Source organism: Elusimicrobiota bacterium, assembly GCA_041658405.1.
Classification (GTDB): Bacteria; Elusimicrobiota; UBA5214; order JBBAAG01; family JBBAAG01; genus JBBAAG01.
This window is the reverse complement of the sequence record JBBAAG010000004.1, coordinates 72,048-86,924: the sequence shown is the minus strand read 5'-3', so window position 1 is coordinate 86,924 and position 14,877 is coordinate 72,048. Positions and strand designations below refer to the sequence as shown.

The window sequence follows — 14,877 nt, the reverse complement described above, 5'->3', positions numbered from 1 at the left end:
CGTCTTAAGGATTATAGAAGGTAAAAATATGGGACAAACAATTACACAAAAAATATTGGCTGCGCATTTCGGGGTGAAACAAGCCAACCCCGGCGAGTTTATTGAAGCAAAAGTCGATCTCGCATTGGGTAATGATATCACTGCACCGTTGGCGGTACAGGAATTCCGTAAAGTCGGCGCACAAAAAGTCTTTGACCGTAAACGCGTAGTACTCGTGATGGACCATTTTACGCCGAACAAAGATATTAAATCCGCGGAACAATGCAAGTTCCTCCGTGACTTCGCGAGAGAACAAAAATTGTTACATTTTTATGATACCGGCCGGTGCGGGATCGAGCACGCGTTGTTGCCCGAACAAGGGTTGGTAGCGCCGGGCGAGCTTGTTATTGGCGCAGATTCGCATACCTGTACATACGGCGCAATCGGTGCGGTCTCCACGGGTGTTGGCTCAACTGATCTTGCAGCAGTTATGGCAACCGGCAAAATATGGTTACGCGTACCGGAAGCGATTAAAGTGGTGTTCTCCGGCAAGCTCAACAAATGGGTCACCGGTAAAGATTTAATATTGTACCTCATCGGTAAAATCGGGGTAGACGGCGCGAATTATTGCACGTTAGAATTCCATGGAGATACCGTAAAACAGTTGTCTATGGCAAGCCGGTTGACTATTTGCAACATGGTAATCGAAGCCGGCGCGAAAAACGGGATTTTTTATGTGGATAACACTACAACTGCGTTTTTAAAGGATAAAGTTTTGCGGAAATATAAAGTGTACACCAGCGATCCGGACGCGAAATACAAAACCGTTGTTGATATTGACGTTACAAAAGTATTTCCGCAAGTGTCCTTCCCCCATTTACCGGAGAATGCAAAGGACGTGCGGAGTATTAAAAAAGTTTATGTCGACCAAGTGGTTATCGGCAGCTGTACCAACGGGTTGATTGAAGATTTACGGATTGCAGCAAAAATCTTAACCGGGAAAAAGGTTAACCCTAATGTCAGGGTAATAATTTTCCCAGCAACACCGGCGGTATGGATGCAGGCGATGAAGGAAGGTTTACTAAAAACCTTTATGACAGCCGGCGCAACAGTTTCTACGCCAACCTGCGGGCCGTGTTTAGGCGGGCACATGGGTATTTTAGCGGGTGGAGAACGCTGTGCTGCAACAACCAACCGTAACTTCGTTGGGCGTATGGGCAGTACTAAGAGCGAGGTGTATTTAGTAAACCCCGCGGTTGCCGCTGCGACTGCGGTTAAAGGGTATATCGTACATCCGGACAAAGTTTTATAATACTGGAGACAATATTTATGAGTATTCAAGGGAAAGTGTTTAAGTATAGAGACAACGTTAATACCGACGAAATCATACCTGCGCGGTACCTCAACTCTTCCGACGCGAAAGAGTTAGCGCGGCATTGTATGGAAGACATTGACGCTGAGTTCGTAAAAACAGTGAAACCCGGAGACATTATTGTCGCCGGCGCGAACTTTGGCTGTGGCTCCTCGAGAGAACACGCGCCAGTAGCAATCAAAGCAGCAGGGGTTGCGCTGGTAATCGCAGAATCATACGCGCGCATATTTTACCGTAACGCCATTAATATAGGATTACCTATTATGGTGGCACCGGGGATCGTAAATGCGGTTAAGACCGGCGATACGGTTAAGATAGACTTATCTACAGGCGAGATTATTAATCTCGCTGGAAATATTAAAATTCAAGCTCAACCTTTCCCGGAGTTTATGACAAAAATAATTAATTCCGGCGGGTTAATGGGTTACGTAAAAAACGCGTTAACCAAACCTGCATAACTATGCCTGAACAAGAAAAGCCTTCAAACCGGCGGCTAGCAGAAAGAGTTGATACCCAGCGTAATAAGATTGACGTTGAAATCTATAAAGCGGATGACAAAATGTATCATAATACCGGTTTAATGGCAAACATCAGTGTATCAGGTGTAGCGGTACGGTTACGTGATGATATTGAGTTAAAGACAAGGTTGATCCTAAAATTTACCTTACCCCCGCATAACGAATTTATAATGCTTGGGACGGTACTCCATAAATTTTCGCCAAGCGCGAATGAACAGGGTTTTGTTTACGGTATATCATTCAGCCGGTCGGAGACACTGCAGAAAGACCGGTTACGCCGCGTATTTGAAGCACAAACAAAACCAAAGGTGATATCATGAAAAATATTTTGGTACTAATATTACTACTTTTTAATATTTCCTATCCAGGTTTGATGATGACTCCGTTATTCGCCGCAACTGAAAATACTGGTGAACCCGTGTTCACACTTTCGGGATTAGCAAAACTTGAAAACCTGCAGGTAAAATCTTTGGATAACATCAAACTCACATGGTCACCGCCAACAACGGAACCATTAAACTATTTTGTTTACCGCAGCACATCAATCCTTGGCCCATGGATTAATCTCACTAAAAAACCTGTCAAAACAACTAAGTTCACTGATTATTTTTATAAAGAAAATAGGTTATATTATTATCGTGTCCAGGCGATTAATAAGGAAGATGTTGCGTTTGCGTTATCCGACCCGTCAGCCGCAAAAATATCAACTTTTAAGTCCGGATTATCGTATATGTCCACCGCCTACCGCGAGAAAACACCAACCCGCGGGTTAAACGTAGACTTTTTATTTTCCTACTACATCGGCCGTATCTTTGGTGAAACACGTAATCAGTTCAGCGATTTTCTGGAACCCCAGCTTTTTGCGCCATCCGGATTATTATTATTGAATACCGACATAAAAATGGTAATGGAAACCGAACGCACGTTTTGGTTTAACTGGGCAATCGGGTACCGTTATACCTATATATTTACCAGCCCGCGGGGATCGTCAACCGTGGCGTTCCGTATCGGTGAACAATCCGATGTTACCGCCAGCGGATACGTTGCGGTAAGTAAACAGATCGGGTACAATTGGATACATCTTGGGCTAAGCAAGGGTAATGAAGATAAAATTTTTCCATTACTCTCAGAATTCCTGAAAACCCGCACAGATTGGGTCCACCGTGACCTCGCGTTGTATGCCGGATTTGAAACCCGGCAGATACCCTGGGTAAGGTTCCGTGTGGAAGGCGTACATCCGCTTGACCATCCGTTACAACCCTGGCTTATATATACCAACCTTGGGCAATTGTTTGGGATAAGTTTTGAATTTGCATACCTCAACTATTTTGACGGGTATGGTACGAGTTACGAAATATTCGGGTTCTTTTCTTACCGGTTCACTTTTTTCCCGCAGGTAAAATAATGGGAGGCAGATTTTTTTGATTGACACCCACGCGCATCTTGCCGATGACAAAATATTACCGCAAATAAGCGATGTTCTTACCCGTGCAAAAGAGAATGGCGTTTGTTCTGTTATCTGTATGTGTGATTCAGAAGAAGAATATTCCTTGGCAACCTCTCAAGTCTTACCCCCTGCGAATGAACGCGGGATACGTATACGGTTCGCGCTTGGCGCGCATCCGCATAACGCCGGGAAAACTGTTTTATCTGAACTTGACAGTTTTGTGTCTACTCACGTGAAAGATACGGATGTTGTAGCAATTGGAGAAATCGGGCTGGATTATCATTACCTTTTATCCCCCGCTGCAATACAGGAATCTGTATTTCTGCATCAGTTAAACCTTGCGCAACAACATAATTTACCGGTAATCATACATTCACGTGATGCTATGGAACCAACATTATCGGTATTAAAAAAATGCTCCGCAGTACGCGGCGTATTTCATTGTTTCTCCGGGGATCTCAACGCAATGGAACAGGTACTGGGGCTTGGGTTTTATATCTCAATCCCCGGGACGGTAACGTTTAAAGTAAAACACGGGAAACACAGTGATGTAGTTGACGTTGCACAGGCAGCACCGCTTGACCGGCTGGTAGTAGAAACCGATTGCCCATACCTCGCGCCGGTGCCGCACCGGGGAGAAGTTAATGAACCGTCGTTTGTGAAACATACACTTGAATTTATTGCAGGATTACGTAAGATGGACCCGCATGAACTCGATGAAGTAACAACACAAAACGCGGAAAGGTTATTTAGCCGTGCCGGGTAATCAACGGTTTATCGTTGGGATTGACGAAGCCGGCCGTGGGCCGTGTATCGGTCCATTGGTGATAACTGCGTATGTAATACCCACAACAAAAATTGATACACTCAAGAAGTTAGGTGTGCAGGATAGCAAAAAACTTTCGTCTCTAAAACGTGAGTATTTGTACCCAAAATTATTGAAACTATCGGCAAAGTGCTACACAAAAAAAGTTTTACCCAAAGAAATTGATTCTTTTGGCCTTACATCATTATGTTTATCCGCGATCACAGAGTTGTTGTTGAAAGTCCATAAATCCAGCCTACGGATTTCATGTTTATACATTGATTCACTTGGCGCACTGGCAAAAAAACTGTTTTGCCAATATATACACTCTGAAGTGTTCGACAAAACCGGGTATTCCTACGATATTGTGTACGAGCCCAAAGCGGACGACACGTACCCCGTAGTATCCGCAGCGTCGGTTATCGCAAAAGTTACCCGGGACCGTGAGATTATAAAACTCCACAAAGTTGTTGGCTACGATTTTGGCAGCGGGTATCCCAACAAAAAAACGGAATCGTTCATTGCGTCGTACTTCCGCGAAACCGGCGCGCTACCCTACGGCACCCGGCGTAAATGGCGGAATGTACAGGCGATTATACAAAAACCGTAGTAATCATGGTTATTCTAACTATTATTTCATTCAATACTGTTAATGATTAATAGAAAATGGTATTATTAATGTATCACTTAAATCGGTATGATGTAAGGACTTAAGATAACTTTTATGAGAAGGATAATACGTTTACCGGCTATACTAATTTTAACATTACTTTTATATACTCACGCATCTATTTTTTCATTCGCGGATATTTCTTCAACCATAAATTTTCAGGCACGGTTAACTGATACAGCAGGCCAGCCACTGACGGATACCACGGGCTTGACGTTTAAATTATATGACACTCTAACCGGCGGTACGGCAAAATGGACGGAGGTACATAATAGCGTTTCGGTGGTTAACGGTATGGCTAATGTAATCTTAGGGAGTTATACGGTACTAACACCCTCACTGTTTGATACAGAAACCTGGATTGAGATAATGGTAGGCAATGATGTATTAAGCCCGCGGCAAAAAATATCGGCAGTGCCTTACGCAATTGTTACGGAAAACAGTAAAAAACTTTCTGGGCACACCTACGACATGTTTATCTCCACCGGCGGCGGAAAAGTTACGGGTAATATTGATGTAGAAGGTGAAATAAAATCATTATCCGGTGGTACTACGTTTTATATGGTTCCGAGGGGAACAATTGTTATTTGGTCTGGTACGATATCAAGTATACCTACCGGGTGGGCATTATGTGACGGCATAAACGGTACTCCTGACCTGCGTGACCGGTTTTTATTGGGAATGTCCTCTACTGACACACCAGGTATTATTGGAGGTACAACGACACATATCCATGTTGTTCCCGGACACCTTCATTCGGTTGCCGGATTAACCACCAACGCATGCCCTACCGACCGCTGGATGGTAGATGGTGACGGCGGTGACGATTTTGCTGAAGGCAGCCATTCTCATACTATAAGCGCGTTTAATACAAATTATTCTACAGTAACCATTACCGGTATAAATACTCAGCCACATTTGCCGCCATATTACAAAATTGCGTTTATAATGAAGTTATAAATCCTACAAATTAATTGACACTCTTCCGTAAATAAGTATAATATCTCCCATTATGGTAGGAAAATGTACGTTTCAGCCCAATGTTCGCAGGCGTAAAAAAGTGCATGGTTTCCGTGCAAAAATGAAAACAGTCGGCGGACGGCGGGTGCTCAGTAGTAGGCGCTCTAAAAAGCGCTACCGGTTAACCCCGGCATAATATAGATAATCGCGATTGCCGAACGGCTAAACGACACACTTGTGCAGGAACAACTGTTATCTCAGCGTCCTCATCAAAACCAGAGGTATAAGTACCGCCGGACGCAGAGGTTGACGAAAGACCGCGAGTTTGACACGGTGTTTAAAAACGGTAAACGATACAATTCTAACGGCATATCCGTTATAACGTATCTTAACGACACTGAACACAAACACTTTTCGCGGTTAGGGTTGGTAGTAAGCCACAAGATCGGCGGTGCGGTTGAACGCAATAAACTCAAACGCCGGATACGCGAGTTGTTCAGGTTGGCAACACCAAAGCTGTTACGCGGGTATGACATTATAGTGATCCCGCAAAAACGCGGTGTGGTATTAACCTTTGACGAATTAAGCGTAACGTTTGAACAGTTGCTAATACGCGCCGGGGTGTGGAGAAAAGTGAATACAAACGATGGGATTGATGATTCGAACGGCTGTAAAAATTTGTAATTCAATAGTATTGTCGTTAATAACAATATACCAAAAAGTATCAAGTATATTTCCTTCTGTATGCCGTTTTTACCCATCTTGTTCGGAATATACAAAACAGGCGGTTACCCGGTACGGTATTCTCCGCGGCGGATTGCTCGGAGTGAAACGTATTTGCCGTTGTCACCCGTTCAACCCCGGTGGAAACGATCCTGTCCCACTAACAAATCATGTGTGCAGAAATAATAAAGAAAGTGTAGAACACAAAAATTTATGGAACGCCGCACGCTATTAGCTGTAGTATTATCATTTGTAGTACTTTTTGTATGGTCGTTCTTTATACAGAAGAACACTAAACCCGCTGTAAGAGTATCTGATACTCCCGCTGTGGTATGCTCTACCGTAACAGTTCAAAACACGGGAAAAGAACTTATAGCGCCTATACCTGTTATTTCATCTACAAAACCTGTGGTACCATCAAAAGAACAGTCAGTTGTGGTTGACACAAAAAACGAAATTATAGTATTCACCACGCGTGACGCCGGTGTGCTTTCCTGGAAAGTGAAGGAAACAAAGTCGGGCTTTGATTTTGTTGGTGACCGCACAGTGTTTGATTCAAGTATCACCACGGACTTACCATCCTTTCTCGGGACACAGGGGTTACAGTTTATGTTCTCCTCAAAAACTGTTACGCCTTCTACTTCACCGGCGGGCGTTACCGCCGAGATTGTTTTTACCTCAAAAGTGGATAATGTTACACAGATAACAAAAAAGTTTATGAACTCCCCGGTGAACGGCCGGTGGGTATTGGTTTATACGATAACCAACTCCTCGCCGTATATCCGTGAGCTGCGTTTACCTGTTGCTACACTTGGCCCGGGGTTGGGGTTTAACGGCAAAAATTTTGCTGATTTTGACCCTTACCGTGCAATTGCGTGGGTACCGGATCAAGGCTTGAAGACTGTTAAAGATACCAAGAAAAGCGGTACTGTATTCAATCAGTACGGGTGGTATGGATTGGATAACCGTTACTTTATGTTCATCCTTCGCCCGGAAAGTAAGGATAATACAGGTATCACCACTGAACTTGGCCTCAATATGGTGGAACCCAATAAAGTGCCCGTATTGGCGTCATACCAAAAAGTTTCTCTCCCCCCAAAAAGCCAGGTGGTGTATTCCTACGAAATTTATGCGCAGGCAAAAAAGTATGCTGAAGTATCCAAACTAAAACACGGGTTATCTTCGGTCATAGACTTTGGGCCATTTGGATTCTTAGGGAAAGGCATGTTGTGGATATTAAATTTTAATTACGGATGGACAAAAAATTATGGGTGGGCAATCATAATCTTAACCCTTCTGTTACAGGCAATAATGTTGCCCTTAACCTTAAAAAGTTATGAATCTACAATAGGCATGAAAAAAGTACAGCCTTTAGTAGATAAATTGCGTGAACAGTACAAAAATGATCCAACCCGCCTTAATACCGAAACAATGGCGCTTTATAAACAAAAAAAAGTTAATCCTTTAGGCGGGTGTTTACCCATGATTCTGCAGATTCCAATTTTTTGGGCATTATTCACAACATTACGTAACGCGTATGAACTTCGGCATGCACCGTTTATGTTCTGGATTACAGACCTTTCTCTGCGTGATCCATACTATATTCTGACAATACTAATGGGAATTTCTATGTTCCTGCAACAACAGTTAACCATGACATCTTCTGACCCGCAACAAAAAATGATGGGCTACATTTTCCCCGTGGTATTCACGTTTATGTTTGCAAGTTTTCCTGCGGGGTTAACTTTATACTGGTTGATAAGCAATATAATAAGCGTATGTACTCAAGTATACCTCTTACGCGTTGGAAACAAGGATACTGCGACTGCGTAAGATACAACATATTTTTTATAGGAAAGAAACTGGAGGTTAAGAGTAAAACACTTTATGCGGCAAATCGAAATCGAAGGTAAGAACGTTAGGGAAGCGATTGATAATGGGTTAAAGGAACTTGGCTTAGACCGTGACCAGGTAGATGTAAAAGTTTTAGATGAAGGCTCAACTGGCTTATTTGGCCTTATGGGTGCAAAACCTGCACGCGTACAGATAACCGCGCGGGTAGAAGTTCCCGGTAGTAGTAGTACCGGTAGCGGAGAGAGTTATTCCAGGAAAAATGAGCGCCGACCGCAACCTCACCGCGAGAATAAACAGCCGGAAAGAGATAAACCCAGAGAAATAACGGTTGACCAGGGTAAGCTAAACAGTAAAACAAAAGATGTTACCAAACAAATACTAAAACACCTGGAATTCAAGGGTGATGTCTCAACTGTGATTGAAGAAGATGAAGTTATCGCCAATGTTACTACACCTGACAGTGTGTTACTCATTGGGCAGAAAGGCGCTACGATTGACGCGTTAGAGATCATTATCAGTGCAATTGTTTCCCGTGAATTTGATACGTCTATACACGTAACAGTTGATACCGACGGCTATCGCGCAAGAAGAGCAGAAGAAATTGTTAAACTAGCGCGCAGTATTGTAGAGGAAGTACGTGTTTCCGGGAAAGAAAAAGATTTACCTCCGATGAACCTGCGTGAACGCAAAGTTGTCCACCGCGAATTACAGAAGGAAAACGATATTGAAACATTCTCCCGCGGGAGAAGCAGCAGCCGCAGGATTACCGTACGCAAAAAACGCGAGCACTGAGACTGATGCCGTTATCTTCCGTTGATACCGATAATGACACTATTGCCGCGATATCCACGCCTATCGGCGTATCCGGCTTTGGAGTGGTGAGGCTTAGCGGAAAAAAAGCGGTTGAGATTGCGTTTAAGATATTTAAGCCCGTCAACCCGGGAGTAACCAAAAAAAATATTAAGTCTTACACCGTTCACTACGGATACGTTTATGATGGTGATAAAGTTGTTGATGAGGTTTTGCTAAGTATATACCTCGCACCAAAAAGTTTTACTCGGGAAGACGTTGCTGAAATTTCCGCACACGGGGGAATAGTAAGCCTTCAGCGTATACTGCAATTATGCCTTACCCATGGCGCACGGGTTGCGCAGCCCGGTGAATTCACAAAACGCGCATTCATTAATGGAAGGATAAGTTTAGACCAGGCAGAAGCTGTTTACGACATTATTACTTCACGCACGATACGTGCACAGGAACTCGCTGTAGAACAACTTACCGGTAGGATCGGTAAAACAATATATTCTTTCCGTGAACAACTACTTACCTTACTCTCGCGGATAGAAGCTGACCTCGATTTTGCGGAAGAAGAACATGATATCGTTAAACTAAAACTATCCGCACTGCTGCCGGGCTTACGTTCCTTACAAGCAGGAATCAAAACCCTTATTTCCTCATATGCTACAGGACGGGTTTACCGTAATGGTATCAAGTTAGCTATTGTTGGCAAACCTAATGTCGGGAAGTCGTCTTTATTAAACGCGTTACTGAACACTACCCGCGCGATAGTTACTCCGGTGCCCGGTACTACACGGGATACTATTGAAGAAACCGTTGTGATCAACAACATACCCTTCATCGTGGTTGATACTGCAGGTATACGTAAAGCAAAAGGTGTGATAGAAAAAGAAGGGATTACCCGCAGCCGTGATGCTATACGTTCAGCTGATATAATAATACTGATGCTTGACGGGTCACATAGGATCGGTAAAACTGATTCTGCAATAATTAAAGAACTTCCCTCAAAAAAAGTTGTGGTTGTGGTTAATAAAAGAGATTTGGGGTTGTGTTTTGACGAAAATACCGTTTATAAAGTTTTAGGGAATACCACAAATTTATCCGGGATTGTAAAAATCAGCGCGTTGAAAGGAAATGGTATTGGCAGTTTAAAGGAATTGTTAACCAACCTTCTTTCCCGTGGCGGGGTAGATATCGAAAACACGGCGATTCTTACCAACCATCGGCATTACGGGTTATTACAAAAAACAAGTAAGTATCTTAGAACCGCGGAAATTCTTATCACCCAATCTGCGGAACCTGAACTTGTGAGTTATGAACTCCGCCATGCGATGGATACTATCGGCGAGATAACCGGTAAGGTTTATACTTCCGACCTGCTTGACAAAGTATTTTCAAGTTTTTGTATTGGGAAATAGAAACCGTTACAGCTGTTCATTATTGTCTAAATAGTACTGCAGATAAGGTAGTAAATTTTTCAAGTGTTCCACCAGTACCGTAATCAGAAGTTCCTCCGTTAGCTGCACAATGCGCACGGAGATATACCCGCGCATCTGTCGTATCACTATCGAATTTGTAGGCATATGATACCGATGCGCCTTCTCCGGTTGAGTGTGTTGCAGAAGTAACCCATGTTTTTTGTGTTCCCGCACCGGAATATATGAATACTCCCAATGCCCAGGGGCTTCCACCGCTTACACGCCCTGTCCCTGCAACCCAGATAATGTCTCCTGTTTTAACAGTGCCTATATGCAAATAATCCAATCCATGAGTATTATCTGATATAGTCTGCCACCCGGCAACTAAACCTGTTTTATCTGATGTCTGTTCATCATAAAAGTATTCAATCTTTTTCTGCAGATTGGTATGGTTATGGCTGTCATCTGCAACAACTGTAGCATTATATGTCCCGCTGACATCGCCGCTGAGTACTATTGTAGTAGAGAGAAACATGTCGTATGTCCGCCCGGAAAGTTTTTCGCAGTTCCCCGCAACAATTGCATAGGGAAACGCCGTAAGTTGTTGCCGCGGGGTTAATACATCATTACCTACCATTATCTCAATCCAGGTTTCTGTATCAAACAGTGAGGGTGTTAGTACCGTATAACTCCCTAAAACTACATTAGCCATACCGTTGACTACCGCGACATTATTATGTACTTCCACCCATTTTGCTGTACCGCCGGTCAGTGTGTCATACAATTTAAATGTTAACCCCGTAGTATCTGTTAACGGCTGGCCGGAGTTATCAGTTATACGCCCCTGAAAATTAATACTGCCCGGCACTGCCGCGAAAACTGGGGGTATGCAAAGGGTTAAAATTATACTAACACAAAATAATAATCTTTTTTCCATTGATACTCCCGTTTAATTAAATTGATTCTTAATTTTAATTATACTATATAATAGCTAAACCTTACTTTGCAACCCTCACACCCCGGGTTGCGTATACATATATTATAGAATGAAAACAGATTTTGGTATAATCAAATAATGCTAATACTAAAAACAGCAGAAACATTTAACGAACTGGAAGCACGGTTTATACACGATGTTCAGGAAATTAAGGATTCCTCACCGTTTAAACCTGTAATAATCGTAGTTCCATCAAACCGTCTTGCGGAATATTTGTCAAAACGGATAACCAAAATTTACGGTAAGGCATGGTTAAACGTGGATATCGTTAATTTATACTCATATATCTTCAACCTTTTCCGTAAAGTATCCGGGGACAGTGATAACATTATCTTCAACCCAGTATTCCACGCAAAGGTTATTAAAAGTATCACGGAAACCCGGCCACAGTTATTGCCGTTTAATATCAAGCCCCCAATCTCTGATGGTGTGTGGTCAGGGTTGTATTCAACAATAACGGATATCGTAGATGCCGGACTTGATACCTCGCAGTTATTACAGTTTTACGAAGAAAATAGGGGTAAGTTCAAACAATCTGAGGTTGACAAAATATTTCAGTTATCCGTGCTTTACCAAAAATATCTTGAAAAACTCGGGGTTTTATCATACACCGGTGTGTGTAAACAATTAACCGCAGCATTCGAACAAAACCATGGTCTTTGTCCAGAACATGTTCCAGTATTTTACGGGTTTTACGAATTTACCGGGGTACAGTATGATTTTATAAGTATGTTAAAAAGTATTATGGACATTTACGCCTTCATTGTTTCCTCACCCAATATCCCTGGATTAAAATACGTGAATGATTATCTCCGTAAAAATATGGCGGAGTATAGTGCTTTAAAAAATACGGATACGCGGAGTGAGTACGTTAAACCGGTAATGCACAATGTATTGCCTCATATATTCTCTGAACATTATTCCACAAAAACTGTTAAACCCGGTATTCCTGGTAACAACCTAAAAATAGTTACAAGTTCCGGGCAACGTGATGCAATATGGTATGCTGCAAAAGAAATTGTGAGGCTAGTGGAGAACGAAAAGTATAAGTTTTCGGATATTGCAATAGTTTCCCGCGGGTTTCAGGATATCGCACCGGTAATTGAAGATATCTTAACCGCGAATTCCATACCCTATACCACGTGTTTATCTGATTCTGCAACGCGGTACCCGTTGACTAAATACTGTTTACAACTACTCACTCTAGATACCAACGGATACCCTGCGGATACGGTCAGTGAAATTGTTACTTCCCGATTTTTTCCTGCGGAAAAGTTTAAACTAAGCAAGGCCGCGGTTCCTGATACAAGCACATGGGTACGGATTATCGTAGATCAGCGCCTTGACCGCGGGTGGCAGCAATGGGATGCGCGGTTAAATAACAAAATTTCGTTATCCTCAAAATATTCAAAACCTAATGAACCAACGGATTTTGTTGCCACACAGCTTTTGAAACAGCAACAGCAAATGCTTACAGAACTTATAAATGTTTTGCATCAACGATTGACAACACTACCCTCTTCTTCCACCTGGGAAAACTATGCACTGATATTCACTGCGTTCTTAGATGATTTTGTTGATAAAACCAAGTTCAACGCTACCGGGCGGGACAGTGATGTTTGGAATGCCATTATCTCTGTGCTTAACGGGTTGAAGGTACTTGATAAAATTGGAATGCCTACCAATACATCCGAATTTTTGGAGACACTGCTTACCTCCATAGATTCATGTACCGTTGATATTGGTGATAGTAATATTGAAGGGATCCATGTTTTAGACATAATGTCATTCCGTGGAATGCTGCCAAAAGCGGTATTCCTGCTTGGTTTGGAAGAACACGTATTCCCTGGTATCATCCGTGAAGATCCATTTCTTAAAGATACTTCCCGCGGAATTATCTCAACACATCTTGGGGGTATATTACGCGCAAAGCTTACTGGCAGGGACGAGGAAAAGTTATTGTTTTACCTCACGCTATCCAGCGCAACGGATAAAGTTTACCTGTTATACCAACGCGCGGATGATGCCGGTAAAACCGTTCTCCGGTCAAGTTTTGTGTATGACCTGCTTCGCCGGATTAATGGTATTCCCCAGGTACTTGATATCCCGCGAAGATGGGAAGATAAGATAAGATTATTATTCACCAAAAACGCTGGGTTCCGTACAACACAGTTATCTTTCCCGGAATTACTCCTGCTTTCTGTAACACGCGGGGAAACAGGATTTGAGTTATACAAAACCCTTTCCTCCTGCGATTTTGAGCGGATCACCGGAAATATTAAGGTTTACGGGGCAATTACAAAAAAGTATAAACAACAACCTGATGAATACGATGGTTTCCTTAAACCGGAAGACATGAAACAGTATTATGATGCGCTGAAACATAACGGTATTAGCCCGTCAGCATTAAAAACCTTTGCTGCATGCCCGTACCAATACTTTTTATCATACCTTGTACATCTTAGAGACCTCAACGCTACACCAACAGATTTTGAGAACATAGAATCCAGCGATATCGGCGATGTTTACCACCTGTGCCTGGAGGAAGTATACAACAAAACCGGTGGTTTACACGGCAAAAGCGTTGATGACTTAGTAAAAATTGTTAATACCGCTATCACAAGAATATTTTCTAAATACACCTCCGCTAATTTTGGCGTGTACCATCTTCTATGGGAGTTATGGAAAGAACGCGCGGAAACAAATGTTCTCAGGGTGGTACTTGAAGACAGTAAGTCCGAGTTCTGTAAATCAATGATACCTGAATACATTGAGAAGAACATATTTATACTCCTTAGCCCTGAGGTCTTAGGCAAGCATTCGTGTATACCGTTAAGAGGTAAATCTGACCGCGTGGACACTGATAGTAAGCATAGCCAATACCGTGTCATAGATTATAAAACTACCCACGGAGATACTGATATGCTGAAAACAGCGGTGCAAGGCGGAAAAGCAATGCCTTTAGCGTTATACATAAAAATGGTGGAAGCCGTTATCCGCTCGGAATATCCAAATACAAAACCGGAACCTGTGGAAGCGCGGTGGTATATTATGGAACCCAGGGATACCCAAAAAAATACGGATGTAACACTTCCCCCGAACTTCTGGGATGAGTACGGTAAAGACATGTGTACCGCTCTGGTTTTATTTATTGATTATATCCATAACGGCAATTTTTTTGTCAATATTTCGGATGGCTACGGTGCTTGCGGGTATTGTCCTTACTCAACAATTTGTATCAAACAAAACCGTGCAAGTGTTGCACGTGTGCAGAACAGTGACGCATACAGCAAGTTTATCGACATTATTGAAAAGAAAGTTAATACAAAATAATAT

Annotated in this window: 15 protein-coding genes; 14 read left to right on the top strand and 1 reads right to left on the bottom strand. The window is 42.6% G+C overall.

Annotated features, from left to right (window positions below; translation table 11 throughout):
* The first annotated feature begins 28 nt into the window (after positions 1 to 28).
* The 13 genes from leuC (at position 29) to mnmE (ending at position 10,544) form a co-directional block, all read left to right on the top strand.
* Positions 29 to 1,291: a 3-isopropylmalate dehydratase large subunit gene (gene leuC, locus WC955_01845; protein ID MFA5857789.1), complete on the top strand. Its 1,263-nt coding sequence runs from the start codon at positions 29 to 31 to the stop codon at positions 1,289 to 1,291.
* Between the two features lie 17 nt (positions 1,292 to 1,308).
* Positions 1,309 to 1,809 (top strand): 3-isopropylmalate dehydratase small subunit, encoded by a 501-nt coding sequence (locus WC955_01840; GenBank protein MFA5857788.1) that lies wholly within the window; start codon positions 1,309 to 1,311, stop codon positions 1,807 to 1,809.
* Between the two features lie 2 nt (positions 1,810 to 1,811).
* Positions 1,812 to 2,189, top strand: a complete 378-nt coding sequence (locus tag WC955_01835) for a PilZ domain-containing protein (GenBank protein MFA5857787.1) — start codon at positions 1,812 to 1,814, stop codon at positions 2,187 to 2,189.
* Complete coding sequence (locus WC955_01830) at positions 2,186 to 3,274, top strand: fibronectin type III domain-containing protein (GenBank protein ID MFA5857786.1); 1,089 nt, start codon at positions 2,186 to 2,188, stop codon at positions 3,272 to 3,274. The genes WC955_01835 and WC955_01830 overlap by 4 nt, the downstream gene beginning before the upstream one ends.
* A 16-nt stretch (positions 3,275 to 3,290) precedes the next feature.
* Positions 3,291 to 4,082, top strand: coding sequence for a TatD family hydrolase (locus WC955_01825; GenBank protein ID MFA5857785.1), 792 nt, complete (start codon positions 3,291 to 3,293; stop codon positions 4,080 to 4,082).
* Complete coding sequence (gene rnhB / locus WC955_01820; GenBank protein ID MFA5857784.1) at positions 4,072 to 4,731, top strand: ribonuclease HII; 660 nt, start codon at positions 4,072 to 4,074, stop codon at positions 4,729 to 4,731. Before WC955_01825 ends, rnhB begins: the two co-directional genes overlap by 11 nt.
* Positions 4,732 to 4,845: 114 nt before the next feature.
* Positions 4,846 to 5,751, top strand: coding sequence for a hypothetical protein (locus WC955_01815; protein MFA5857783.1), 906 nt, complete (start codon positions 4,846 to 4,848; stop codon positions 5,749 to 5,751).
* A 52-nt stretch (positions 5,752 to 5,803) separates the two neighbouring features.
* Entirely contained in the window at positions 5,804 to 5,947 is a 144-nt protein-coding gene (gene rpmH, locus WC955_01810; GenBank protein MFA5857782.1) for a 50S ribosomal protein L34, read from the top strand.
* Positions 5,948 to 5,988: 41 nt separating this feature from the next.
* Positions 5,989 to 6,435, top strand: coding sequence for a ribonuclease P protein component (gene rnpA / locus WC955_01805; protein MFA5857781.1), 447 nt, complete (start codon positions 5,989 to 5,991; stop codon positions 6,433 to 6,435).
* A complete protein-coding gene (gene yidD / locus WC955_01800; protein MFA5857780.1) occupies positions 6,407 to 6,709 on the top strand; it encodes a membrane protein insertion efficiency factor YidD in 303 nt (100 codons plus the stop codon). The genes rnpA and yidD overlap by 29 nt, the downstream gene beginning before the upstream one ends.
* Complete coding sequence (gene yidC, locus WC955_01795) at positions 6,688 to 8,307, top strand: membrane protein insertase YidC (protein MFA5857779.1); 1,620 nt, start codon at positions 6,688 to 6,690, stop codon at positions 8,305 to 8,307. Before yidD ends, yidC begins: the two co-directional genes overlap by 22 nt.
* A 54-nt stretch (positions 8,308 to 8,361) precedes the next feature.
* Entirely contained in the window at positions 8,362 to 9,120 is a 759-nt protein-coding gene (jag, locus tag WC955_01790) for an RNA-binding cell elongation regulator Jag/EloR (GenBank protein MFA5857778.1), read from the top strand.
* Between the two features lie 5 nt (positions 9,121 to 9,125).
* Complete coding sequence (mnmE, locus tag WC955_01785) at positions 9,126 to 10,544, top strand: tRNA uridine-5-carboxymethylaminomethyl(34) synthesis GTPase MnmE (GenBank protein MFA5857777.1); 1,419 nt, start codon at positions 9,126 to 9,128, stop codon at positions 10,542 to 10,544.
* A gap of 19 nt (positions 10,545 to 10,563) precedes the next feature.
* Here mnmE and WC955_01780 read toward each other — a convergent pair whose 3' ends face one another.
* Positions 10,564 to 11,481 carry a hypothetical protein gene (locus tag WC955_01780; protein MFA5857776.1) on the bottom strand — a complete coding sequence of 306 codons (918 nt, stop codon included), beginning with the start codon at positions 11,479 to 11,481 and terminating at the stop codon, positions 10,564 to 10,566.
* Positions 11,482 to 11,619: 138 nt separating this feature from the next.
* Here WC955_01780 and WC955_01775 point away from each other — a divergent pair, with 138 nt between their 5' ends.
* Positions 11,620 to 14,874: an exodeoxyribonuclease V subunit gamma gene (locus WC955_01775; protein ID MFA5857775.1), complete on the top strand. Its 3,255-nt coding sequence runs from the start codon at positions 11,620 to 11,622 to the stop codon at positions 14,872 to 14,874.
* The last annotated feature ends 3 nt before the right edge of the window (positions 14,875 to 14,877 follow it).

Excerpts from the sequence above, each read along its gene's own strand:
- leuC (MFA5857789.1), top strand. The coding sequence starts at position 29 with ATGGGACAAACAATTACACAAAAAATATTGGCTGCGCATTTCGGGGTG.
- WC955_01835 (MFA5857787.1), top strand. The coding sequence starts at position 1,812 with ATGCCTGAACAAGAAAAGCCTTCAAACCGGCGGCTAGCAGAAAGAGTT.
- yidC (MFA5857779.1), top strand. The coding sequence starts at position 6,688 with ATGGAACGCCGCACGCTATTAGCTGTAGTATTATCATTTGTAGTACTT.
- WC955_01780 (MFA5857776.1), bottom strand. The coding sequence starts at position 11,481 with ATGGAAAAAAGATTATTATTTTGTGTTAGTATAATTTTAACCCTTTGC.
- WC955_01815 (MFA5857783.1), top strand. The coding sequence starts at position 4,846 with ATGAGAAGGATAATACGTTTACCGGCTATACTAATTTTAACATTACTT.
- mnmE (MFA5857777.1), top strand. The coding sequence starts at position 9,126 with ATGCCGTTATCTTCCGTTGATACCGATAATGACACTATTGCCGCGATA.
- jag (MFA5857778.1), top strand. The coding sequence starts at position 8,362 with ATGCGGCAAATCGAAATCGAAGGTAAGAACGTTAGGGAAGCGATTGAT.
- WC955_01830 (MFA5857786.1), top strand. The coding sequence starts at position 2,186 with ATGAAAAATATTTTGGTACTAATATTACTACTTTTTAATATTTCCTAT.
- yidD (MFA5857780.1), top strand. The coding sequence starts at position 6,407 with ATGATTCGAACGGCTGTAAAAATTTGTAATTCAATAGTATTGTCGTTA.
- WC955_01840 (MFA5857788.1), top strand. The coding sequence starts at position 1,309 with ATGAGTATTCAAGGGAAAGTGTTTAAGTATAGAGACAACGTTAATACC.
- rpmH (MFA5857782.1), top strand. The coding sequence starts at position 5,804 with ATGGTAGGAAAATGTACGTTTCAGCCCAATGTTCGCAGGCGTAAAAAA.
- WC955_01775 (MFA5857775.1), top strand. The coding sequence starts at position 11,620 with ATGCTAATACTAAAAACAGCAGAAACATTTAACGAACTGGAAGCACGG.